Origin of the sequence: Krasilnikovia sp. MM14-A1004, assembly GCF_047159485.1 — a bacterium.
In the GTDB taxonomy this organism is placed as follows: Bacteria; Actinomycetota; Actinomycetes; order Mycobacteriales; family Micromonosporaceae; genus Actinoplanes.
This window is the reverse complement of the sequence record NZ_AP038773.1, coordinates 248033-270990: the sequence shown is the minus strand read 5'-3', so window position 1 is coordinate 270990 and position 22958 is coordinate 248033. Positions and strand designations below refer to the sequence as shown.

Sequence of the window (22958 nt, the reverse complement as noted above, 5' to 3'; positions counted from 1 at the left end):
CTCAGCCGTAGGTGCGGCGGCGGGCCACCTCGGCGAGCGTGACCGCGGCGGCGACGCTGGCGTTCAGCGACTCCACCGTGGAGGCCATCGGGATGCCGACGCGCAGGTCGCAGGTCTCGCCGACGAGCCGGGACAGGCCGCGCCCCTCGGAGCCGACCACCACCAGCAGCGGGCCGACCGCGGCCTCCAGCTCGTAGAGGTCGGTGTCGCCGTCGGCGTCCAGCCCGATCGCCGTGAACCCGGCCTGCTGGCACGCCTTGATGGCCCTGGTCAGGTTGACGACCTGGGAGACGGGCACCCGGGCCGCCGCACCGGCGCTGGTGCGCCACGCGGTCGCGGTGATGCCCGCGGCGCGCCGCTCGGGCAGGAAGACGCCGTGCCCACCGAACGCCGCCACCGAGCGGATGACCGCGCCCAGGTTGCGCGGGTCCGTCACGCCGTCCAGCGCGACGAGCAGCGGGGTGGTCTGCTCCATGGCGGCCGCGACCAGGTCGTCGAACTGCTCGTACGCGAACGGGGGCACCTGCAGGCCGACGCCCTGGTGCAGCACCCCGCCGGTCATCCGGTCCAGCTCGTTGCGGCTGATCTCCAAGATCGGGATGCCCCGGTCGCCCGCGGTACGGACGATCTCGTTGATCCGCTCGTCGATGTCGATGCCCTGCGCCACGTACAGTGCGGTCGCGGGAATGTCCGCGCGCAGCGCCTCCACCACGGGGTTGCGCCCCAGCAGCAGCTCCGGGCCCTCCTTGGTGGGGTTGGAGCGGCGACCCGGGGCGATCCGGGGGCCGCGGTGCGGCGGCATCTTGCCACCGCGGGCGGTCGGCTTGCCGGTGCCCTTCCAGCCCCTGCCCCAGGTGGTGTCCTTGGTGCCGGGGATGCCGACCTTCGGGGCGCGCCCCTCGGCGGCCGCGGCGCGGCGTTCCTTCTCCTGCTTGCGGGCGGTCTTCTCCGGCAGCTTCTCGGTGCCGGAGTAGCCCTTGTGCCACGGCCGCTCGTCGGCGGGCAGGGTCTTGCCGCGGCCCTTGAGCCCGCTGCGGTTCTTACCGCCCGAGCCCATCGACGCGCCCTTCTTCGCGGTCACGCGGCGGCTGCGGTTGCTCGAATTGCCCGGCATCAGTGGTGCTCCCCTACGGTCCAGCGCGGCCCCGCAGGAGTGTCCTCCACCTGGATACCGGCGTGCTTGAGCTGGTCACGGACCGCGTCGGCGGCCGCCCAGTCCTTACGTGTACGGGCCTGCGCCCGCTGCTCCAGGGCCAGCGCCACGAGCGCGTCCACGACGGGCTTGAGGTCGCCGCCGCGCTCGGCGCCGCCCCACGCCTCGTCCAGCGGATCCAGCCCGAGCACCCCGAGCATGGCGCGGACGGCGGCCAGCGCCGCCTGTACGCCCGCCTGGTCGCCCCCCGCCAGGGCCGTGTTGCCCTCGCGGATCGTGTCGTGCACAACGGCCAGCGCGGCCGAGGTGTTGAGGTCGTCGTCCATGGCGGCGGCGAACGCGTCGGGCACCCGGCCGGGCCCGGCCGTCCCGGCGACCTCGACGGCGCGGGTCACGAAGCCCTCGATCCGCCGGTACGCCGTCGCAGCCTCGCGCAGCGCCTCGGCGGAGTAGTCGATCCGCGAACGGTAGTGCGGGCTGCCCAGGTAGTAGCGCAGCTCGACGGGGCGGATGCCCATGGCCAGTACGGCGTCGAGGTCGATGACGTTGCCCAGCGACTTGCTCATCTTGGCCTCGCCGAGGTTGAGCAGCGCGTGGTGCACCCAGTACCGGGCGAAGCCCAACCCGGCCGCGCGGGACTGGGCGATCTCGTTCTCGTGGTGCGGGAAGGTCAGGTCGAGCCCGCCGCCGTGGATGTCGAACTCGGGCCCCAGGTAGCGCCGGGCCATCGCGGAGCACTCGATGTGCCAGCCGGGGCGGCCGGGCCCCCACGGGGACGACCAGGCGGCGTCGGCCGGTTCCTGCGGCTTGACGCCCTTCCACAGGGCGAAGTCGCGGAAGTCGCGCTTGTCCGGCTCGCCGCCGTCGGCGGGGGCCCGCATGTCGTCGGGGTGCTGCCCGCTGAGTGCGCCGTACTCCGGATAGGACGGCACGTCGAAGTACACGTCGCCGTTGCCACCGGCCGCCGGGTACGCGTGCCCGCGCGAGATCAGCTCGCCGATCAGCTCGTGCATCTCGGTGATGTGCCCGGTGGCCCGCGGCTCGTACGTCGGCTCCAGCACGTTGAGCGACCGGTAGTTGGCGGCCAGCACCAGCTCGTTGGCGTACGCGATCGACCAGAACGGGCGCCCCTGCTCGATCGCCTTGTCCAGGATCTTGTCGTCGACGTCCGTGATGTTGCGGATGAACGTGACGTCGAAGCCGGAGTGCTGGAACCAGCGGCGCAGGATGTCGTAGTTGACGCCGCTGCGCAGGTGGCCGATGTGCGGGATCGACTGCACCGTGAGACCGCACAGGTAGATCCCCACCTGACCGGGCCTCATCGGGACGAAGTCCCGGACCGATCGGGTCGCGGTGTCGTACAAGCGCAGCGTCACCGTATAAGGGTACCGAGCGGGACGAGCGGTTTACCGCCCGTCCCCGGGGTCACGGACGGGTCATCCGGAGCACGTCCAGCGCCTCGTCCAGCTGCTGCTCGGTGACCCGCCCGGCCTCGACGTGACCGCGTTCGACGACCACCTCGCGGATCGAGCGTCCGGTCGCCAGGGCCTGCTTGGCGATGGCGGCTGCCTCGTCGTACCCGAGGTAGCGGTTGAGCGGGGTGACGATCGACGGCGATCCCTCTGCATAGGCCCGGGCGACCTCGGCGTTGGCCTCCAGCCCGGCGATGCACCGGTCGGCCAGCATGCGCGCGGCCGCGGCCAGCAGCCGGATGGATTCGAGCAGGTTGCGGCCCATCACGGGCAGCATCACGTTGAGTTCGAAGTCGCCCTGGGTGCCCGCGAACGCGACCGCCGCGTCGTTGCCGATGACCTGCGCGCAGACCTGGCGGACGGACTCGGGCACCACCGGGTTCACCTTGCCCGGCATGATCGACGAGCCGGGCTGCAGGTCGGGCAGGCGCAGCTCGCGCAGCCCGGCGCGGGGGCCGGACCCCATCCACCGGATGTCGTTGACGATCTTGTAAAGGCTCACCGCGACGACCCGGAGCTGACCGGACGCCTCGACGAGGGCGTCCCGGGCGCCCTGCGCCTCGAAGTGGTTGCGTGCCTCGGACAGCGGCAGCCCGGTCGCCTCGCGCAGCCGCTCGATGACCGCCGGGGCGAAGCCGGGCGGGGTGTTCACCCCGGTGCCGACCGCGGTGCCGCCCAGCGGCAGCTCACCGAGGCGGGGCAGCGTGTCGGTGAGGCGGTCGATGCCGTTCTGCACCTGCGCCGCGTACCCGGAGAACTCCTGACCCAGGGTGACCGGCGTCGCGTCCATGAGGTGCGTGCGGCCGCTCTTGACCACCTCGGCCCAGTCCGCGGCCCTCGCGTTCAGCGCGGCCGCGAGGTGATCCAGCGCCGGGATGAGGTTGCTGGTGACCGCCTCGGTGGCGGCCAGGTGGATCGACGAGGGGAAGACGTCGTTGCTGGACTGGGACGCGTTGACGTGGTCGTTGGGGTGCACCGGGCGGCCCAGCTCCCGGGCCGCGAGGGTGGCGATGACCTCGTTGGCGTTCATGTTCGACGAGGTGCCCGAGCCGGTCTGGAACACGTCGATCGGGAACTGCTCGTCGTGCGCGCCGTCCGCCACTTGCGCGGCGGCGGTCTGCACGGCCTTCGCAAGATCTTCTTCGAGTACGCCCAGAGCCGCGTTGGCCTGCGCCGCCGCCCCCTTGATCCGGGCCAGGGCGTGGATGTGCGCGGGCTCCAGCCCGCGCCCGGAGATCGGGAAGTTCTCCACCGCCCGCTGGGTCTGCGCCCGCCAGAGGGCTTCGGCGGGGACCCTGACCTCGCCCATGGTGTCGCGCTCGATGCGGTAGCCGTTGTCGACAGTCACGCCCCCATCCTCTGTCAAAGCCGTCTAGAACGACACCGGTTCGCGGATGATCGGGCACGTCATGCAGTGGCCTCCACCACGTCCCCGGCCCAGCTCCGCGCCGACGATCTCGATGACCTCCACCCCGGCCTTGCGCAGCAGGGTGTTGGTCTGCGTGTTGCGGTCGTACGTGAACACCACACCGGGTTCGAGGGCGACCGCGTTGTTGCCGCTGTCCCACTGCTGGCGTTCGGAGGCGTACACGTCGCCGCCGGTGGCGATGACCCGCAGGCCGGACAGGCCCAGGGCCTGCGCGACGACGTCGACGAAGGGCCGGGAGCCGTGGTCGACGATGTCGACGCCGGGCGCCCGGTCGGCGGGCCGCAGGGAGAACGTGTGGACACCGTCCATGATGGTCGGATACAGCGTGACCACGTCCCGGTCGGCGAAGGTGAACACCGTGTCGAGGTGCATCGCGGAGCGCAGCTTCGGCATGCCCGCGACGACGACGTGGTCGGCGGCGCCCTTCGCGAACAGCGCCGCGGCGACCTGCGTGATCGCCTGGCGGGACGTCCGTTCGCTCATGCCCATCAGCACGACGCCGTTGCCGACCGGCATGATGTCGCCGCCCTCGAACGTCGCCTGCCCCCACTGCCTCTCGGGGTCGCCCCACCACACCGTCGCGCCCACGAAGTCCGGGTGGTACTCGTAGATCGCCTTCATCAGCAGGGTCTCGTCCTTGCGGGCCTGCCAGAACAACGGGTTCAGGGTGACGCCGCCGTACAGCCAGCAGGTGGTGTCGCGGGTGTAGAGGGTGTTGGGCAGCGGCGGCATCAGGTACTCGCGGGCGCCGGTGCCCTCCCGGGCCAGGGCGACGTACTCGGGCCGGAAGTCGTCGGGCAGGTCGGTGGTGGCCAGGCCGCCGATCAGGTACTCGGCCAGTTGCGCGGGGTCGAGCGACTCCAGGAAGGCGCGGGTGTCGTCGACCAGGCCCAGGCCGACCTCGTTCGCGACGATCTTGCGGTCGAGCAGCCAGGACCGCGCGTCGGGGATCGCCATGGTCTGGGCCAGCAGATCGTGCAGCTCCACCACGTCGACGCCGCGGGTACGCAGTTTGCTGACGAAGTCGGCGTGGTCACGCTGGGCGTTCTCCACCCACATGACGTCGTCGAAGAGCAGGTCGTCGGAGTTGGTGGGGGTGAGTCGGCGGTGCGCCAGCCCCGGCGCGCACACCAGCACCTTGCGCAGGCGGCCGACCTCGGAATAGACGCCGTAGCTCTGCGCGACGGGCTTGTCCTGGGTGGTCACGCGGTCCTCCATTGGTCGGCGTGGGAAACAGGGTTTGTCGGCGGGGTCAGAGGTGGATCCAGCCGGCGGCCAGGGCGACGACGCCGAGGATCGCGCCGGCGATCGACACGACGAACAGCACCAGCTCGGCCGGGGAGAACAGCCGTCGGCCCTGCTCGCGGCGGGCCATCGCGAACAGCACCGTGGCCGGGGCGTACACGATGAACGAGACGAGCACGAACTTCAGGCCGGCGGCGAACAGCAGGAACGCGACGTACACGGTGGCCAGCCCGCCGATGACCAGATCGCGCGAGGTGCCCCGGCCGACACCGGTGCGACCCAGCGCGACCTTCACCGCGTAGCCGGCGGCCAGCAGGAACGGGATCAGCGTCAGCGCGCTGGTGAGGTCGAGGGCGAACGAGAACGCGTCCTCCGAGAACAGCGTGACGATCAGGAACAGCTGCGACAGCGCGGTCGACAGCAGCAGCGCCGGTACGGGCACGTCGGCGGCGTTGACCCCGCGCAGGAACCGCGGCATGTCGTCGTCCTTGGCGGCGACGAACAGCACCTCGGCCGCCATCAACGTCCACGCCAGGTACGCGCCGAGCACCGAGATGATCAGCCCGATGCTGACGAACCACTCGCCCCACGTGCCGACCGCCGCCTCCAGCACCCCCGCCATGGAGGGCTGGCGCAGCTCGGCGATCTCACTCATCGGCAGGATGCCGTACGACACGATCGTGACCGAGGCGAAGACGGCGAAGACGCTGAGGAAGCCGAGGATGGTGGCCCGCCCGACGTCCTCGCGGCGCTTCGCGTGCCGGGAGTACACGCTGGCGCCCTCGACACCGAGGAAGACGAAGACCGTGACCAGCATGGTGCCGCGTACCTGATTGAAGAGGGATCCGGCGTAGTCGGCGCCGGCCAGGTTGTCGGCGAACACCTTGGGGTCCAGGTAGAACAGCGCCAGCAGGATGAAGACCAGGATCGGCACCACCTTCGCGACGGTGACGACCTTGTTGATCGCGGTGGCCTCCTTGATGCCGCGCCGGATCAGGAAGAAGAACGCCCACAGCCCGACCGTGGACAGCGCCACGGCCAGCAGGGTGTCGCCCTCGCCCAGTGCCGGAGCGATCGCGCCGATCGTCGACATGATCAGCACCCAGTACGTGACGTTGCCGACGCAGGCGCTGGCCCAGTACCCGAACGCGGAGAAGAAGCCGGGGTACTCGCCGAACCCGGCCTTCGCGTACGCGTAGACCCCGGCGTCGAGGTCGGGCTTGCGGACGGCGAGGGTCTGGAAGACGAAGGCCAGCATCAGCATGCCGGTGCCCGCGATGACCCAGGCGATGAGCGCGCCGATGACGCCGGTCTCCTGCGCGAACCGGCGGGGCAGCGAGAAGACGCCGGCGCCGACCATCGAGCCGACGACCATCGCGGTCATCGTCCAGAAGGTGAGCTTCGCGGCGGTGGGTTGCGTGGTGTTCGTGTCGGTCGCGGCCATCACCCGTCCCTCAAGGTCGCCCGATAAGGACATTTTAGGAGGTAAGACCGATTTGTGAGATGACTTCGACGTCTGCGGTGCCTTGTCACGGGTACGCACGGAGAAGCGAATCGGTGGCGGCTCACACCCGGCCCGGCCGCGGTGGACGGGGCGGGGCGACGCACGTATCGTCCGGAGGGTTTTTGCTCCTGTGTGGCACGATCCTAGGCCCCCGGACGAACAGGATCCATTGTGATGCGACGCGCCCTCCTGGCCGTGACCCTCAGCGGTGCTCTGCTGACCACGGCGGCCTGCGACGACGCGGAAACCGCGACCCCCACGGCAGCGGGCACCACCGCCCCGACCTCGGCGGCCGCGCCCGCCCCGAGCGCTGCGAGCTACGCCGCCGACACGAAGAAGGTGTGCGGCCAGGTGGAGACGATCTTCACGGCGGACCTGAAGAACTTCGGGACGAACCTGGGCAGGATGATCGCCTTCCGGGAGGCGAAGCAGGCCGATTCCGCGGACAAGGCGGAGAAGGCGGCCCGTGCCGAACTGAAGAAGGTCGCCGAGAAGATCCGCAAGCAGACGGCGGCCGCTCAGGACCCGGAGCTACGCAAAGCGGGCGCGGAGTCCGCCGCCAAGTTCAGCAAGAGCGCGCAGGACAGCGCTCTTCTCGACAAGATCAAGAGCACCAAGGACCTGGACAAGTCGCTGGAGGGCCTGATGAGCCAGTGGCTCACCCCGGTCGCCGGGGTGTGCGGCTGACCCTCGATCGAGGTTGGGCAGATCACGCGGAAGTCGGTCTGCTCTCCACCGGCACCGACCGTATCGTCCCCGAACGATCTCCCCCTCGATGAACGGAATTGCGATGCGACGCGCCATCCTGGCCGTGACCCTTGGCGGTGTGCTGCTCAGCGGCGCCGCCTGCAGCAACGACACCAAGACCGCCGACGCCGCCGCGCCCGCGGGCGCCCCCGCCACCACGACCACCACGGCGGCGCCGGACTACACCGCCGACTCCAAGAAGATCTGCGGCGGGCTCGAGAAGGAGCTGCAGAAGGACGCCGAGGCATTCGGTGCGGAGCTCGGCAAGATGATCGGTTACAAGCAGACCAAGCAGACGCAGAACGCCGCGAAGGCGCAGAAGGCTGCCGCCACGGAGCTGAAGAACTGGGCCGCCGACGTCAAGAAGGCGACCGCGGCCGCGAAGGACCCGAAGCTCCAGGCCGCCGGCGCGGAGGCCTCCGCCAACCTGGTCAAGGCCGCCGAGGGTGACGCGTTCTTCGCGAAGTTCAAGACCGAGAAGGACGTCGAGAAGAACTTCGAGACCGAGCTGAACGCCTGGTTCGCCCCGCTCACCCCGATCTGCGAGTAACTACCGGCATGAGTAAGGGGGTACCGGCGCGCGCCGGTACCCCCTTACTCATCCCTCGTCGGTCAAGCCCCGTTGAAGGGATCACGGCCCAAGGCCGTCTTGATGGCCTCTCGTAGGGAATCCATTGTGATGGGTTCCGCAGCCTCCGCACGGCTCTCCAGTTCGGCGGCGATCGCCCGTAGTTCGTCCGGCGTCGCAACGACCGACTCGGCCTCGCCGCGAGGAGTGGACAGGACGATGCCTGCCACACCTAGACCGCTCTGAACACTCACCGTCATCTTGCCCGTACTCAAAGCCCGCTTGGCTGTCTCAACCTTCATCACCAGCCGCAACGGATCACCCTTGATCGGGTGGAAGCCCCGCCGCTGGTAGAACGCCGCCGCCCGGCTGCTGATCGCGTCAACGACGATCAATCGACCACCGGCAGCGGTCGCCGCCTTCGTGATGACCTCGATGGCGTCCAAGAGCAGGTCGTCGCTGAAGCCCTGCCCATGAATGGATTGGTCCAAGGCGAATCGGGTCAGCAGATAGGCGGGGACGACGCTGAAACCACCCGCCTGCCCGCCGGTCAATTCGGCCCGCTCGACCTGCGTCGGTGCGACCGAGTAGTAGGCGACCACGTCGTCGCTGTCCTCCGGCGTCCACACATAGGTGCGGGATGTTCCGGCAAGCTGGGCACGGCGGGCGTGCTCAGCAAGCCACAGATTCAGAGAGGGCTCCCCGCAGTCGAACTGAGCGAGGTTATGACGATCCTTTAGTCGACTCGACAGAAACATCTCACGCTCGCCGGAAACGACGGGGGCGGTTGGCGATCTCGGCGAGCATCGGCGCTTCGTCCGCCTCATCAAGTGCCGAGATGAGTAGATCGAACTGTTCTGCGGGCATAACGGTCCGGTGCGCTCTGGCGAGAACCTTGTCAGCCTCCGCACGCGCGGAACGCACCATGAAGGCTGAAACTGGTTCACCGAGCAGTTCGGCTGCCTCCGAGATGCGTGACTTGCTGGTCTCGTCCGCTCGCACCTCGATGCGCTCAGTCTTGGCGCTCATCTGAGACTCCATCCGGTCATGTGCCGTGCCAGACCACTGTACGGCGAATGTACGGCACCCTCTAGGGCATACAACAAACCTCGGTCTGGGCAGGCCCTCCGCCGCAGCACACGCTCGCCGGAGCCTTGTCGAGCTTGTCGGCGTCGGCCTTGACGACGTACACCTCCCACGGCTCATCCCCGGGACCCCGGACCCACACCTTGTCCTGCAGGGCGTAGCAGCACTCCGTGTTGTCCTCGGTCAGGGTGACCAGCCCGGACTCGGTGAGTCGCCGGGTGGCGGCGGTGACCTCGTCGGTGCTGAACACCTCCACGCCCAGGTGATCCATCACGGTGGGCTGATCCCCCTCGCCCTCGATGAGGACCAGCTTCAGCGGCGGCTCGGTGATGGCGAAATTGGCGTACCCGGGGCGGCGCTTGGCCGCGTCGACCCCGAACAACTTCGAGTAGAACGCCACCGACGCTTCCAGGTCGGACACCCGCAGGGCGAGCTGCACACGAGACATCGTCATACCTCCATCGACTCAGCTATCTAGATGACTCTCTAGGCAGCTTGCACTCAACCTAGAGAGCTGTCAACCTAGAGAGGTGTCTAGGAAGAATCTGCCGGTGATCGACTCCGCCGACTGCTGCATGCCGATGGTCGCCGAAGCCCTCAGCCCCGACGGGGCCGCCGAACTGGCCCGGGCGTTCAAGGTCCTCGGCGACCCGGTACGACTTCGCGTGCTCTCCCTGATCGCCGCGCGCAACGGCGGCGAGGTGTGCGTCTGCGAGATCACCGACGCGTTCGACCTGACCGGCCCCACGATCTCGTACCACCTGCGGCAGCTCCGCGAGTCCGGGCTGGTCGACTGCGAACGCCGGGGCACCTGGGTCTACTACTGGATCGTCCCGGACAGGCTCGCCGGGCTCTCCCAATTCCTCGACCCCTCCGACACCACGGCCGCCACCGGGACGACCGCATGAGCCTGGCCCGCCGCGCATCCGCGGAGTTCACCGGCACCGCCCTGCTCACCGCGGCCGTGGTCGGCTCCGGCATCGCCGCCACCCGGCTCTCCCCCAACGACGTCGGCCTGCAGCTGCTGGAGAACGCGGTAGCCACCGCGCTCGCCCTGGCCGCGCTGATCCTGACCTTCGGCCCGGTCTCCGGAGCGCACTTCAACCCGGTCGTCTCCGCCGTCGACTGGTGGTGCGGCCGACCGGCCCGCACCGGCCTTTCGCTTCGCGAGCTGGCGGTGTACGCGGCCGTCCAGATCGGCGGCGCGATCACCGGCGCGGTACTCGCCGACGTGATGTTCGGCCAACCTGCCGTCGCCCTGTCCCACACGTCGCGCACCGGCGGAAACCTGTGGCTGGCCGAGATCGTCGCCACGAGCGGCCTGGTCCTGCTGGTGTTCGCGCTGGCCCGCTCCGGGCGCACCAACGCGGCCCCCGCCGCGGTCGGCGCCTACATCGGTGCCGCGTACTGGTTTACCTCGTCCACCTCGTTCGCGAATCCGGCGGTGACCATCGGGCGGGCGTTCACCGACACCTTCGCCGGGATCGCCCCCGCCTCCGTGCCGGGATTCGTCGTCGCGCAGATGGTCGGCGCCGTGGTCGCGGTGGCCGCGATCCGCTGGTGGTACCCGGACATCGCCCCGGCCGCCGACGCGGTCACCGTCCCCCGCCTCGCCGCCGAGGAGATGCCATGAGTGAGGAGCTGCGGATCGTGCCGATGCACGACGCGCACGCCGAGACGGTTCTCGACATCTACCGGCTGGGCATCGCCACCGGTGACGCCACCTTCGAGACCGAACCGCCCAGCTGGGATCAGTTCACCACCACCCGCATGGCCGGGCACCGATTCGTCGCCGTCGACGACGATGACCGGGTCCTCGGGTGGGTCGCCTGCAGCCAGGTGTCCGACCGGTGCGTCTACGCCGGAGTGGTCGAGCATTCCGTCTACGTCCACCCCGATGCCCGCGGCCGGGGCGTCGGCCGGGCCCTGCTGCACGCGCTGATCGACTCCACCGAGCAGGCCGGGATCTGGACGATCCAGTCCGGCATCTTCGGCGAGAACGCCGCCAGCCTGGCCCTGCACACCGCCTGCGGATTCCGCGTCGTCGGCACCCGCGAACGCATCGGCCGCCACCACGGCCGCTGGCGCGACGTCATCCTGCTCGAACGCCGCAGCCCCACCATCGTCTGACAGAGGAGCACCCGTACATGTCCAAGCCGAGCGTCCTGTTCGTCTGCGTCCACAATGCCGGCCGCTCCCAGATGGCCGCGGGATGGCTGCGCCACCTCGCCGGGGACGCGGTAGAGGTCCGCTCCGCGGGCTCCGCTCCCGCCGACACGATCAACCCCGCCGCCGTCGCGGCCATGCGCGAGGTCGGCATCGACATCACCGACCAGCGGCCCAAGCTGCTGGACCCCGGCACGGTCGAGGCGTCCGACGTGGTCGTCACCATGGGCTGCGGCGACGCTTGCCCCTACTTCCCCGGCAAACGGTACGAGGACTGGAAGCTGGACGACCCCGCCGGCAAGGGCCTCGACGCCGTCCGCCCGATCCGCGACGACATCCGTACCCGGGTCGAGAAGCTCCTCGCGGAACTCGCCGGGTAGGAGCGTTACGACGCCGGGGGTTTGCTGCCCACCTGCAGGACGCTCTTGGGGCGGGTCACGTCGGCGAAGAAGTCGTTGCCCTTGTCGTCGACGACGATGAAGGCGGGGAAGTCCTCGACCTCGATCTTCCACACCGCTTCCATGCCCAGCTCGGGGTATTCGAGCACCTCTACGTGCTTGATGCAGTCCTGGGCCAGCCGGGCCGCCGGGCCGCCGATCGAGCCGAGGTAGAACCCGCCGTGGCTCTGGCAGGCGCGGGTGACCTGCGCGGAGCGGTTGCCCTTGGCCAGCATGAGCAGCGAGCCGCCCGCCGCCTGGAACTTCTCCACGTACGAGTCCATCCGGCCGGCCGTGGTCGGGCCGAACGAGCCGGACGCGTACCCCTCGGGGGTCTTCGCCGGGCCCGCGTAGTAGACCGCGTGGTCGCGCAGGTACTGCGGCATCGGCTCGCCCGCGTCCAGCCGTTCGGCGATCTTCGCGTGGGCGATGTCGCGGGCCACGACCAGCGGGCCGGACAGCGACAGCCGGGTCTTGACCGGGTACTTCGACAGCTCCGCCCGGATCTCGTCCATCGGGCGGTTCAGGTCGACGCGGACGACCTCGTCGGTCTCCAGGTGCTCGTCCGTGACGTCGGGCAGGAACCGGGCCGGGTCGGTCTCCAGCCGCTCCAGCCACACGCCGGACGGCGTGATCTTGGCGAGGGCCTGCCGGTCGGCCGAGCAGGACACCGCGATGGCCACGGGACAGGAGGCGCCGTGCCGGGGCAGGCGGATCACGCGTACGTCGTGGCAGAAGTACCGGCCGCCGAACTGCGCCCCGATGCCGAAGTCGCGGGTCAGTTCGAGGACGGCCGCCTCCAGCTCGACGTCGCGGAAGCCGTGCGCGGTCATCGACCCCTGCCGGGGCAGGTTGTCCAGGTACTTGGCGCTGGCCAGCTTCGCGGTCTTGAGCGCGTGCTCGGCGCTGGTGCCGCCGATGACCACCGCGAGGTGGTACGGCGGGCACGCCGAGGTCCCGATCAACCGCAGCTTCTCGTCCAGGAACTCCATCAGCCGCGCCGGGCTGAGCAGCGCCTTGGTCTCCTGGTACAGGTACGACTTGTTGGCCGAGCCGCCGCCCTTGGCCATGAAGAGGAACTTGTACGCGTCGGGGTGCCCGCCCGGGTCCTCTGCGTACAGCTCGATCTGCGCGGGCAGGTTCGTGCCGGTGTTCTTCTCGTCCCACATGGTCAGCGGGGCGAGCTGCGAATACCGCAGGTTGAGCCTCGTGTACGCCTGGTACACGCCCTGCGCGATCGCCCGCTCGTCCTGGCCGTCGGTGAGCACGTGGCGCCCCCGCTTGCCCATGACGATCGCGGTGCCGGTGTCCTGGCACATGGGCAGCACCCCGCCCGCCGCGATGTTCGCGTTGCGCAGCAGGTCCAGGGCGACGAAGCGGTCGTTCGCCGACGCCTTGGGGTCGTCGATGATCGACCGCAGCTGGGTCAGGTGTGCGGGGCGCAGGTAGTGCGCGATGTCGTGCATCGCCTCCGCGGTGAGCTGCGTGATCACCGACTGCTCGACCGTCAGGAAGCGACGCCCGCCCGGCCCGTTGACCACGTCCACGCCCTCGTCCGTAATCAGGCGGTATTCGGTCAGGTCGTCACCGATAGGCAGCAACGGGGCGTACGAGAAAGCGGCGGCTCTGCTCATGAGCGGAAAGCCTAAGCCAGTGCCTGCTCAAGGTGCGAATCAACCTGCTCGATCAACGGCGAACGGCACGTACGCGAGGTCCCGCCCGGAGACGAGCACCAGCCCGCCGGGCCCCACCGCGTACGGCTTGCCGGTGGTCTTGACCTCGGCCAGCACCCTGCCCGTGCCGGGACTGACCGCGGTGACCCGCTGCTGTTTCGGCTCGACCAGCACGGCCGCGTAGGGGGTCACGGCCGCCTGGGCGCCCGCGCCGATCGACCGCCGCCACCCGGCGCCGCCCCGGGCGAAGGAGCGCCCGCGCGCCGTGTGCCCGTCCGCGTCGCGCACGACGGCGTACCGGTCGTCGACCGCCATCACCCGCTGCCCGTCGGTGCCGTGCCACAGGTCGCGCCCGTCGTGCGCCGCGATCAGCACCTGCTGCCCCACCGGGTCGACCCCGAGCACCACGTCACCGCCGCCGACCGGGTCCTGATCCTGGCGGCAGGCCGCGCCGTCGTCGGCGGTGCGCAGGTTGACGTCGCGCTGCCACACCGGATCGGTGGCCGGCGGATCGGTCGCCGCCACGCGGTAGTAGCAGGTGCCGTCGCGCGCCTCCCCGGTCACGGTGAGGAGGCGGCCACCGGCCAGCGCGACCCGCTGCCGCGTACCCTGCGCGACCGTCTGCACCAGCTTCCCGGCGGCCGTGTCGACGATCCGGACCTGGTCGCCGTCGGGCAGCCCAAGCAGCGCGGGCATCTGGGTGGGCCCGGCGATCTGGTCGTCGATCTGGCCGCTGGTCAGCGGCCGGGTGCCCGGCAGGTCCGGGTTGTCCCCGTCCAGCACGAAGCCCAGGCTCGGCGACGGCACCCGCCACAGCGGGTCGCCGCCGCGCGGATCCCAGGCGGTGAGCTCGCAGCCCGGGTCACCGCAGTGCAAATCCAAGATCGCATTCGTGTACGTCCAGACCGCCGTCGCCGCGTTGTCGCTGCGCCGGACGGCACCGGTATGCGCGTCGAGCACCTGGTAACCCTTGGTGGCCAGCCGCCCGGTGACCACGACCGGGTTCGCGCCGTTGCCCGCCACCGCCGACCAGTCGGCGTCGGACTTCCACAGCCGTACGCCGGCACCGACCCCGTAGGCCTCGATCGAGGTGCGGTACTCGACGATGACCGCGTCGTCGGCGATCGTGACGCTGCGCGGGGTGCCGCCGATCTGGGCCTGCCACTTCGCGGCGCCGGGGGCGACGGGCTCGCTGCGGTCGATCCAGTCCCACAGCTTCGGGAGCGGGTTGGGCACCCACCCGGCTGCGGCCAGCACGATGTAGACCACACCGGCGCAGACCGCGTAGCCCCGCCACGCCCCACCGGCCGCCACGCCGGACAACCTAACGATTTCCGGCCGCCCCACCCCGGAGCACGATTCGCCCGTGTCGAGGGATTGTGCCCCAAATTTCGCAGTGGGTTTCAGCCCCCCGATGCGGCGGATCGCACCAGGGGCAGCACCCGGTAGGGGATCATCTCGGCCAGCGCGATGATCGTGGAGGCCCGCATGATCCCCTCGTAGCCGACGATCTGGTCGATGACGCGCTGCAGATCGGCGTTGGAGCGGGCCACGATCCGGCACAGGATGTCCCCGGCCCCGGTGATCGTGTGCGCCTCCAGCACCTCCGGGATCTCGGCCAGGTGGGCGGCGACCGCGTCGTGGCCGTACCGCTGGCTGATCTCCAGGGTGACGAAGCTGGTCACTCCGAAGCCGATCACGTCCGGGGCCACGTCCGGGCCGAAGCCGCGGATCGCGCCGCGGGCGATCAGCTTGTCCAGGCGGGCCTGGACCGTGCCGCGGGCGACCGCGAGACGGCGGGACAGTTCGAGCACGCCGATCCGCGGTTCCGCCTGCAGCAGGGTGAGCAGCCGCGCGTCGAGCGCGTCGAGCTGGACATCTTGTATAGCCATGGTGAGTGGAAACGATACCGAATGCGCAGACTGATCAGCCAAGAACGAGACAGTTGCCCAGCGCTGTGACCTGCGCCAACCTCGGCACATGACGCAGATGATGGCAGCCGCCCAGTCGCCCGACGTCGACGTGTTCCCGGTCAAGGGCGTCGACTACCTGCAGTTCCTCGTGGGCAACGCGAAGCAGGCGGCCCACTACTACTCGACCGCGTTCGGGATGACCTGCGTCGCGTACCGGGGCCCCGAGCACGGCTACCGCGACCACGCCGAGTACGTCCTGGTCAGCGGTTCCGCCCGGTTCCTGATCACCGGCGCGGTGCACGTCGACGCGCCCGGCGCCGACCACGTCACCCGGCACAGCGACGGCATCAAGGACATCGCCCTGGCCGTCCCGGACGTCGACGCCGCGTACCGGCACGCGATCGAGGCGGGCGCCCGCTCGGTCACCGAGCCGCACGACGTCAAGGACGAGCACGGCACGGTCCGGCTCGCCGCCATCGCCACGTACGGTGAAACGATCCACACCCTGATCGACCGTTCCGGCTACGACGGGCCGTTCCTGCCCGGTTTCGTCGCCCGCGGCCCGATCGTGGACCGGCAGCCCGCCATCGACGCCGGCCTGCAGCCCAAGCGCTTCTTCCAGGCGGTCGACCACGTCGTCGGCAACGTCGAGCTCGGCAAGATGGACGAGTGGGTGGAGTTCTACCGCCGCGTCATGGGCTTCACCAACATGGCCGAGTTCGTCGGCGACGACATCGCCACCGACTACTCGGCCCTGATGAGCAAGGTCGTCGCGGACGGCACCCGCAAGGTCAAGTTCCCGCTGAACGAGCCAGCCGTCTCGAAGCGCAAGTCGCAGATCGACGAGTACCTGGAGTTCTACGGCGGGCCGGGCGCCCAGCACATCGCCGTGGCGACCAACGACATCCTGGCCAGCGTCGACGCCATGCGCGCCGCCGGGGTCGAGTTCCTGGCCACCCCCGACTCGTACTACGACGACCCGGAGCTGCGCGCCCGCATCGGCAACGTCCGGGTGCCGATCGAGGAGCTGAAGAAGCGCCGCATCCTGGTCGACCGGGACGAGGACGGCTACCTGCTGCAGATCTTCACCAAGCCCGTGCAGGACCGCCCGACCGTGTTCTTCGAGCTGATCGAGCGCCACGGCTCGCTCGGCTTCGGCAAGGGCAACTTCAAGGCGCTGTTCGAGGCGATCGAGCGGGAGCAGGAACTGCGCGGCAACCTGTAACACTGTCTGCGTGACACAGCCATCCGACGCGGGCGGACGGCCCGGCACCCCCTCCGGGTACGGGCCGCCGCCCGGCCCCATCCCCGGCCAGCCCTCCGGACACCCGCAGCCGGGATACGGCCCGCCACCCGGGTACGGCCCACCGCCCGGCTACGTGCCCCCGCCGGGTTACGGCCCGCCCCCGCCCGGCTACGCGCCTCCCCTCGGTTACGGGTATCAGCCACCGGCGATGAGCCCGGGCGGACAGCCGCTCGCGGACTTCGGCACCCGGCTGCTGGCACATCTCATCGACGCCGCCATCCTCACGGGCGCTCTGATGATCGTCTTCGTGCCGGTCTTCTTCCTGATGGTCAGCCGGATGACCGACTTCTCGGTGAGCGCCGACCCGTACTCGGACCCGGCGCCCATGCCGAACTTCTTCACCGAGATGTTCCTGCCGCTGATGCTGATGGAAATCGGCCTGTTCGTGCTGGCCCTGGCGGCGTACTACGTGTACTACGTGGAGATGATGTACCGCTCCGGACAGACCTTCGGGAAAAAGGTCCTCAAGATCCGGGTGGTGCCGTTGGATCCCACCGCGACGCTGACCCGCGGCATGGCCGCCAAGCGGTATTTCGTCGCCTACGTCGGCGGGACCCTCGTGCCGTTCCTGTTCTACATCGACGGGCTGTGGCAGTTGTGGGACAAGCCGTTCCAGCAGTGCCTCCACGACAAGGCCGGGCAGACAGTCGTCGTTAAGGTTCCAGCATGACCTCCCTGCCCGCGGGCTGGTACAAGGATCCGGCCGACCCGTCGACCCAGCGCTGGTGGGACGGCGAGGGCTGGGTGGGTAGGCCGATCCCGGCCGACGCCGTGCCGCCGGACGGGCCGCCACCGGAGGAGCCGACCTCGCCGGCCCCGGGCACCGCCACCCCGGGCGCGTCCACCCTTGGCGCGGCCCATCCCGGCGCAGCCGCTCCGGGGCAGCCGGCACCCGGCGTGCCCGCACCCGGTACGAACGCACCCGGTCCGAACCCACCTGGTCCGAACGCACCCGATGCGGCGTCTCCCGGTGCGGTCCCTCCCTCCGCGACCCATCCCGGCCTGCCCTACCCGGGTGGCCCTCAGCCCGGCGTCCAGCCGGGCATGCCCTATCCAGGCGGCCCTCAGTCGGGCGTTCCGTATCCCGGTGGGCCCTATCCCGGCGGCCCGTATCCGGGTGGGCCGTATCCCGGTGGGCCCTATCCCGGTGGGTTCCATCCGGGCGGGAACGGTCCCGCCGCACCGGCTCCGCCGTCGGGCTGGGGACCCCCGCCCGGATGGCACCCGCCGCCGGGATGGCAACCGCCGCCCGGATGGCAGCCACCGCCGGGGTGGCAGCCGCCCGCTCCGGGTACGCCCGGCTACTCCTGGGCGTACATTCCCCAACTGCGGCCGCACGGCTTCGCGCTGGCCGGGTTCGGGCGCCGGCTCGTGGCGCGGTTCGTCGACATCTTCATGGTGCTGCTGCTCAACATCGCCGTGAACGGCTGGTTCGCGTACCAGTGGTGGCTGGAGGTCGAACCGATCCTGCGCGCCGCCATGACCGACCCCGTCCACGCGACGCCGCAGCCGGCATCGCTGCGCGCCAGCTACCTCATGTTCACCATCCTGATCATCGCGACCGCACTGTGGTTCGCGTACGAGGTACCGGCCACGGCCAACCGCGGCCAGACCCTCGGCAAGCGGCTCATGCAGGTCAAGGTGTTCCCGATGGAGAACACCGAACAGATCGGCTTCGGCCGCTCGTTCCGGCGCTGGGCCCGGCTCGGCCTGTGGACCCCATTCTGGACGTTCTGGGGTCTCGGGCTGGTGCTGCAGTTCATCGACTCGGCTTCGCCGCTGTTCGATCCGCGGCTGCGGCAGGCATTGCACGACAAGTCCGCGCAGACCGTGGTGGTCGCGCTACCGGCGGGGTACCGCCGCCCTGTCGAGGCCGCCGACGGCGGCGACCACTCCGGAGGAGAGAAATGACCCGGCTCACCCGCGCCGACCTGGACGCCCTGCCCGCGTACGTGGCCGGGCGCAACGTCGCCGATCTGGCCCGCGACCTCGGGCTGACCGAGGCCATCAAGCTGGCCAGCAACGAAGTCCCGTACGGTCCGCTGCCGGGGGTGCCCGAGGCGATCGCCGAGGCGGCCCGCACGGTGCACCGCTACCCCGACATGGGCGTGGTCGCCCTGCGCGACCGGCTCGCCGACCGGTACGGCGTGAGCCCCGACCGGGTCGTCACCGGCTGCGGCTCCGTGGCGCTGGCCGAGACCCTGGCCAAGGCGACCTGCCTGCCCGGTGACGAGATCGTGCACGCGTGGCGGTCCTTCGAGGCGTACCCGATCATCGCCACGGGTGCCGGTGCGACCGGCGTACGTGTGCCCAACACCGCCGGGCACGGCCACGACCTGTCCGCGATGGCCGACGCGATCACGGACCGGACCCGCCTGGTCATCGTGTGCAACCCGAACAACCCGACCGGCACCAGCGTGCGCCGGGCCGAGCTGGACCGGTTCCTCGCCCGGGTGCCCGACGACGTGCTCGTGGTGCTCGACGAGGCGTACCGGGAGTTCGTCACGGACGACCAGGTGCCCGACGGCCTCGACGCGTACGGTGACCGGCCCAACGTCGTGGTGCTGCGCACCATGTCCAAGGCGTGGGGCCTGGCCGGGCTGCGGATGGGTTTCCTGGTGGCCCAGCCGGAGGTGGCCGCGACCATCCGCAAGGTGGTGACGCCGTTCTCCACCAACCTGCTGGCGCAGGCCGCCGCGCTGGCCGCGCTGGACGCCGAGGACGAGGTGACGCGGCGCTGCGCGCTGATCATCGCCGAACGCGACCGGGTCACCGAGGCGCTGCGCAAGCTGCAGGTGGAGGTCCCGGACAGCCAGGCGAACTTCGTGTGGCTGCCGCTGGGCGATCGGGCCGCGGCATTCGGCGCGGCGTGCGAGTCGCGCGGCGTCATCGTCCGCGCCTTCCAGCCGGACGGCGTCCGCGTGACCATCGGCACGCCCGAGGAGAACGACGCCTTCCTCGCCGCCGCGGAGCAGGCCCTGGCCTGACGCCGCCGCCGGATGGCGGGCGTTGGCCTGACGCCGCCGCCGGGTAGCGGGCACTGGTCCGGCACCGCCGCAGGAGTACGGGCGCTCGCCCGTCCGTCGAATCCGACGGGCGGGCGACTGCACCGGGGCCCCGCCCGGCTACTCGGCGATCAGCAGCGAGACGCGCATGCGGTGGAATGTCCGGGTGTCGGCGACGGTGTAGCGGTCCGCCAGCACCGCGCGGACGGCCGGGGAGACGCCGCTCAGGGCGTCCTTGCCCGGGTCGGTGGAGACCAGCCAGACCCGCCGGTAGCCGGCCAGGGCGGCCGCCGGGTCGGCGCGGTCGATCCGTTGCCACGACCACGGCTGTCCGGGCGGCGGCTCGCTGAGGATCTCGGGCGGCACGGGCCTGCCGGCCTGTTCGAGTTCGTACCGGAAGGCGCGGTGGGTCTTCGGATATCCGGTGTAGACCACGCCGTCCCCGGGTGACTCGCGGTCGCCGAGGTAGCGGGCGGCAGCGGCGAAGGCGAACTCGTTCTGCGCCGCGTCCGAGCGGACGAACCGCTGCGCCGGCAGGGACGCCCCGCCCACCGCGACGAGGGCGGCCAGCGCGACGGGAACGAGTGCGCGACCGGCGAGGCGGCGCAGCCCCCACGCGGCGGCCAGCACCCACGCCGGAACGGTGAACAGCAGATACCGGGGATAGAACAGGCCGAACGCGTCGAAGGTGTAGTACGCGAGCACCGGCGGCAGCACGGCCCAGGCCGCCAGCAGGAGGCCCGGCCGGCGATCCGGACCCGGCGCTGCCCGGGTCAGGACGAGCGCCACCACACCGAGCACGACGATGAATCCGGCCACCGCACCGCTCATGAACATGCTGGCCGGGAACGACTCCACCCGCGCCCAGATCGGGTCGGGCACCCAGCCGATCTGCCCGCCCTGCCGCATTCCCACCAGCACCAACGGGGCGGCCGTCACCAGCGCGGCGCCCAGCGCGATCGCCCATCCGAACAGGATCCGACGGCGCCGCGCACCGGTCTCGGCGGTCGTTGACGCCCCGGCGGCCGCCGACGCCACGGCGACCAGGTGCGCCGCCAGCGCCATGAGCGCGACGGCGTGGCTGCACGCCACCCACAACACGGCAAGGCCGTAGCCCGCCCACCGCCATGGCGTCGGTTTCTCCAGCGCCCGCAACAGTAGCAGAGCGGCCGCGACGGTGGCGGCCAGGGTCATCGCGTACGGGCGTGCCTCCTGGCCGTACCGCGAGATCGCCGGGACGACCGCCAGCAGCAGCCCGGCGACCAGGCCGCTCGGTGTGTCGAACAGCCGCCGGCCCAGCAGTGCCAGCAAACCGGCCGCCACGGCCATGAACAGCGCCGACGGCACCCGGAGCGCCGCCGGGGAGTCGCCGAACACGTCGATCCAGACGTGCATCAGCACGTAGTACGGGAAGAGCACCAGGTCCACGGTGCCGACCAGGTGACGCAGATCCGCCCAGGACAACGAGGCGGCCCACCACGTCGCGTGTTCGTCGCGCCACAGCTGCCGGTCACCGATGCCGACCAGCGTCACCACCAGCGTGACGACGAACGGCACCGCCGCGACGCGCAGCGGAACGGGCACGGTGCGCACTGTGGACCGTTTCGCCGCGGGCGCCGGTGCGCCGTCGGCAAGCTCACCACCCGGGGTCGGCCCGGCACCCGTGGTGATCCCGATGGCCACGCCGTCACCCCCGTCGATCCGCTCTACCGCGAGCGACCGATCCTACGGAAGTGGATCCACTGCCCGGAGCCCGGCACGACCCCGGCGGCGGTACCGGCCCGCCTCAGGCGGCTTCGGTGTTCGGGTTGGCGGCGGCGTGGGCCAGGTCGTCGAGGTCCTGGCGCAGCGCGCCCTCGACCGTGGCCGCGGCCAGCCCGCCGAAGACCAGCGCCAGCAGCCGCCCGCGCGGCTCGGTCGGGGTGCCGTCCTGAACGGCCGTGACCATGGTGCCGCCGGAGTGCCGCCCCGCCGTCACGGGCGCGAACGTGTAGGTCATCCGGTAGTCCGCCCCGATCCCGGGGGACTCGACCACGAACTGCTCGGGCACCGCGCAGTCGCTGACCCGGAACTCCTCGGTGATCTCGGAGCCGTCGGCCATGGTCCGGGCCTCGCGCCAGGCCGTCCCGGAGCGGAAATCGCCGGGCGTGAGGGGCTCGACCCGGTGGACCGTGGACAACCATCGCGCTCGCCGGGACAGGTCAGTGAACACGCGCCAGACCTCACCCACCGGCGCCTCGACCAACCGGGTGACCGCGACCGTCGACATAGCGTGACCTCCCGGATACACGGTACGGGTCGGTAACTCGTCGGATCAACGATTACCCGAGGAGCCTCACTCGTACCCGCCGTTGACCAGGCCCACTCTGATCAGCTCGGTGAGCGGGTCGCGGACGTTGCGGGCGCCGAATCCGGCCAGCAACGGGCGCGGGGAGTCCCGGCGGGCCCGGGCCGGTTCGGCCAGCGGCACGGGGTGGGTGGCGGCCAGCACCTCGGCCACCTCGGCCACCTCGGCCCCGTCGACCGCCGCGGCGCATCCGACGAGCACGTTGAGGAACCCGTGGTGGGTGAACCCGGTCTCCGGGTCGGTGTGCCGCAACGCGTGCCGCTGCCCGGCCGCCAGCTTGAACGGCAGCTCGCGGTCGCGGCAGGCGCAGATCACCGCGGCCAGCTCGACCGGGGTGGGGAACAGTTCGGCGGCCAGTCCGCCGACCCGGAACTTGGCGCCGATCCGCTGCCCGTCGGCGCGGCTCCCGGCGACCGTGTCGAGCGCGGCCAGCAGGCCCCAGCTGAGTGGGATCTCCGCGTACACGTCGAGGTCGGGATGGGCGGCGGCGAGCCGGTGCAGCTCACGCAGGCCGGGCTGGGAGTCCTCGCCGCGGCGCGCGACCGCCGCTTCGACCCCGCGCACGTCGGCCGCGGCGCCGCGCAGCGCGGCGATCGCGCCGCTCAGGCCGTCGAGGCCGGTGTCGCCGACGACGCCGACCGCGAGGCCGCCGACGGGCGGCGCGCGGAAGGCCAGCGAGGAGGGTACGAGCAGGGAGCCGAGCAGCGGCGCGTACCACGCGGCGGCGTGCTCGCGGTGCGCCGCCACCGCGGCGCCGACGTCGGTGTCGTTCGGCGGCAGCAGGACGGCGTCATCGACGAGTCCCGCGAACAGCGGCGGCACCAGCGTTGACACGAATAATGAACCTAATGGACGCTTCGAAGAGCGGACAACACCACCCGTTATGTCACTTTTCATAGGGTCGGCG

General features: G+C 70.8%; 23 protein-coding genes and 1 pseudogene. 10 read left to right on the top strand and 14 right to left on the bottom strand.

Annotated features, from left to right (window positions below):
• Position 1: 1 nt before the first annotated feature.
• Genes rlmB through ACMCNN_RS01260 form a run of 5 tightly spaced genes read right to left on the bottom strand, consistent with a single transcriptional unit; the run spans position 2 to position 6743 of the window.
• On the bottom strand, positions 2 to 1114 hold the full coding sequence (rlmB, locus tag ACMCNN_RS01280; RefSeq protein WP_412744337.1) for a 23S rRNA (guanosine(2251)-2'-O)-methyltransferase RlmB: 1113 nt from the start codon (positions 1112 to 1114) through the stop codon (positions 2 to 4).
• Positions 1114 to 2529 (bottom strand): cysteine--tRNA ligase, encoded by a 1416-nt coding sequence (gene cysS / locus ACMCNN_RS01275; protein ID WP_412744336.1) that lies wholly within the window; start codon positions 2527 to 2529, stop codon positions 1114 to 1116. Before cysS ends, rlmB begins: the two co-directional genes overlap by 1 nt.
• A 49-nt stretch (positions 2530 to 2578) precedes the next feature.
• Positions 2579 to 3973 (bottom strand): class II fumarate hydratase, encoded by a 1395-nt coding sequence (locus ACMCNN_RS01270; RefSeq protein WP_412744335.1) that lies wholly within the window; start codon positions 3971 to 3973, stop codon positions 2579 to 2581.
• A 24-nt stretch (positions 3974 to 3997) separates the two neighbouring features.
• Positions 3998 to 5260, bottom strand: a complete 1263-nt coding sequence (locus ACMCNN_RS01265; protein WP_412744334.1) for an arginine deiminase — start codon at positions 5258 to 5260, stop codon at positions 3998 to 4000.
• Positions 5261 to 5306: 46 nt separating this feature from the next.
• The gene (locus ACMCNN_RS01260) at positions 5307 to 6743 is read right to left on the bottom strand and encodes a basic amino acid/polyamine antiporter (protein WP_412744333.1); all 1437 of its coding nucleotides are present in this window, start codon (positions 6741 to 6743) and stop codon (positions 5307 to 5309) included.
• 234 nt (positions 6744 to 6977) lie between these two features.
• Here ACMCNN_RS01260 and ACMCNN_RS01255 point away from each other — a divergent pair, with 234 nt between their 5' ends.
• Positions 6978 to 7490: a hypothetical protein gene (locus ACMCNN_RS01255; RefSeq protein ID WP_412744332.1), complete on the top strand. Its 513-nt coding sequence runs from the start codon at positions 6978 to 6980 to the stop codon at positions 7488 to 7490.
• A gap of 103 nt (positions 7491 to 7593) precedes the next feature.
• The gene (locus ACMCNN_RS01250; RefSeq protein WP_412744331.1) at positions 7594 to 8100 is read left to right on the top strand and encodes a hypothetical protein; all 507 of its coding nucleotides are present in this window, start codon (positions 7594 to 7596) and stop codon (positions 8098 to 8100) included.
• Between the two features lie 62 nt (positions 8101 to 8162).
• On the opposite strand, the gene ACMCNN_RS01245 is transcribed toward ACMCNN_RS01250, so the two are convergent.
• The 3 genes from ACMCNN_RS01245 to ACMCNN_RS01235 all read right to left on the bottom strand — a co-directional run bounded on the left by ACMCNN_RS01245 (position 8163) and on the right by ACMCNN_RS01235 (position 9652).
• Positions 8163 to 8876 carry a hypothetical protein gene (locus ACMCNN_RS01245; protein ID WP_412744330.1) on the bottom strand — a complete coding sequence of 238 codons (714 nt, stop codon included), beginning with the start codon at positions 8874 to 8876 and terminating at the stop codon, positions 8163 to 8165.
• A 1-nt stretch (position 8877) separates the two neighbouring features.
• Positions 8878 to 9147 carry a DUF1778 domain-containing protein gene (locus ACMCNN_RS01240; protein ID WP_412744329.1) on the bottom strand — a complete coding sequence of 90 codons (270 nt, stop codon included), beginning with the start codon at positions 9145 to 9147 and terminating at the stop codon, positions 8878 to 8880.
• A gap of 61 nt (positions 9148 to 9208) precedes the next feature.
• Entirely contained in the window at positions 9209 to 9652 is a 444-nt protein-coding gene (locus tag ACMCNN_RS01235; protein WP_412747010.1) for an ArsI/CadI family heavy metal resistance metalloenzyme, read from the bottom strand.
• 127 nt (positions 9653 to 9779) lie between these two features.
• Between ACMCNN_RS01235 and ACMCNN_RS01230 the strand changes: the two genes are divergently transcribed.
• The 4 genes and pseudogenes from ACMCNN_RS01230 (at position 9780) to ACMCNN_RS01215 (ending at position 11750) form a co-directional block, all read left to right on the top strand.
• The gene (locus ACMCNN_RS01230) at positions 9780 to 10112 is read left to right on the top strand and encodes an ArsR/SmtB family transcription factor (RefSeq protein WP_412747009.1); all 333 of its coding nucleotides are present in this window, start codon (positions 9780 to 9782) and stop codon (positions 10110 to 10112) included.
• A pseudogene (locus tag ACMCNN_RS01225) lies at positions 10109 to 10810 on the top strand (aquaporin); the annotation flags it as partial. The gene ACMCNN_RS01230 and the pseudogene ACMCNN_RS01225, both read left to right, overlap by 4 nt.
• A gap of 23 nt (positions 10811 to 10833) precedes the next feature.
• Entirely contained in the window at positions 10834 to 11334 is a 501-nt protein-coding gene (locus tag ACMCNN_RS01220; RefSeq protein WP_412744328.1) for an N-acetyltransferase family protein, read from the top strand.
• A gap of 17 nt (positions 11335 to 11351) precedes the next feature.
• Entirely contained in the window at positions 11352 to 11750 is a 399-nt protein-coding gene (locus ACMCNN_RS01215) for an arsenate reductase ArsC (RefSeq protein WP_412744327.1), read from the top strand.
• Between the two features lie 5 nt (positions 11751 to 11755).
• Here the strand turns inward: ACMCNN_RS01215 and ACMCNN_RS01210 are convergent, their stop codons facing one another.
• The 3 genes from ACMCNN_RS01210 to ACMCNN_RS01200 form a co-directional block, all read right to left on the bottom strand.
• Positions 11756 to 13441 (bottom strand): fumarate hydratase, encoded by a 1686-nt coding sequence (locus tag ACMCNN_RS01210; RefSeq protein ID WP_412744326.1) that lies wholly within the window; start codon positions 13439 to 13441, stop codon positions 11756 to 11758.
• 39 nt (positions 13442 to 13480) lie between these two features.
• Entirely contained in the window at positions 13481 to 14794 is a 1314-nt protein-coding gene (locus ACMCNN_RS01205) for a hypothetical protein (RefSeq protein WP_412744325.1), read from the bottom strand.
• Between the two features lie 89 nt (positions 14795 to 14883).
• Complete coding sequence (locus tag ACMCNN_RS01200; protein ID WP_412744324.1) at positions 14884 to 15372, bottom strand: Lrp/AsnC family transcriptional regulator; 489 nt, start codon at positions 15370 to 15372, stop codon at positions 14884 to 14886.
• An 88-nt stretch (positions 15373 to 15460) separates the two neighbouring features.
• Between ACMCNN_RS01200 and hppD the strand changes: the two genes are divergently transcribed.
• Genes hppD through hisC form a run of 4 tightly spaced genes read left to right on the top strand, consistent with a single transcriptional unit; the run spans position 15461 to position 19686 of the window.
• Positions 15461 to 16618, top strand: a complete 1158-nt coding sequence (gene hppD, locus ACMCNN_RS01195) for a 4-hydroxyphenylpyruvate dioxygenase (RefSeq protein ID WP_412744323.1) — start codon at positions 15461 to 15463, stop codon at positions 16616 to 16618.
• Between the two features lie 10 nt (positions 16619 to 16628).
• Entirely contained in the window at positions 16629 to 17369 is a 741-nt protein-coding gene (locus ACMCNN_RS01190; RefSeq protein ID WP_412744322.1) for an RDD family protein, read from the top strand.
• Positions 17366 to 18610 carry an RDD family protein gene (locus ACMCNN_RS01185; RefSeq protein ID WP_412744321.1) on the top strand — a complete coding sequence of 415 codons (1245 nt, stop codon included), beginning with the start codon at positions 17366 to 17368 and terminating at the stop codon, positions 18608 to 18610. Before ACMCNN_RS01190 ends, ACMCNN_RS01185 begins: the two co-directional genes overlap by 4 nt.
• A complete protein-coding gene (gene hisC, locus ACMCNN_RS01180) occupies positions 18607 to 19686 on the top strand; it encodes a histidinol-phosphate transaminase (RefSeq protein ID WP_412744320.1) in 1080 nt (359 codons plus the stop codon). Before ACMCNN_RS01185 ends, hisC begins: the two co-directional genes overlap by 4 nt.
• A 138-nt stretch (positions 19687 to 19824) precedes the next feature.
• Here the strand turns inward: hisC and ACMCNN_RS01175 are convergent, their stop codons facing one another.
• The 3 genes from ACMCNN_RS01175 to ACMCNN_RS01165 form a co-directional block, all read right to left on the bottom strand.
• Positions 19825 to 21387: a glycosyltransferase family 39 protein gene (locus tag ACMCNN_RS01175; RefSeq protein ID WP_412744319.1), complete on the bottom strand. Its 1563-nt coding sequence runs from the start codon at positions 21385 to 21387 to the stop codon at positions 19825 to 19827.
• A 103-nt stretch (positions 21388 to 21490) separates the two neighbouring features.
• Positions 21491 to 21973 (bottom strand): SRPBCC family protein, encoded by a 483-nt coding sequence (locus tag ACMCNN_RS01170; RefSeq protein ID WP_412744318.1) that lies wholly within the window; start codon positions 21971 to 21973, stop codon positions 21491 to 21493.
• Between the two features lie 66 nt (positions 21974 to 22039).
• A complete protein-coding gene (locus ACMCNN_RS01165) occupies positions 22040 to 22885 on the bottom strand; it encodes a hypothetical protein (RefSeq protein WP_412744317.1) in 846 nt (281 codons plus the stop codon).
• Positions 22886 to 22958 lie beyond the last annotated feature (73 nt).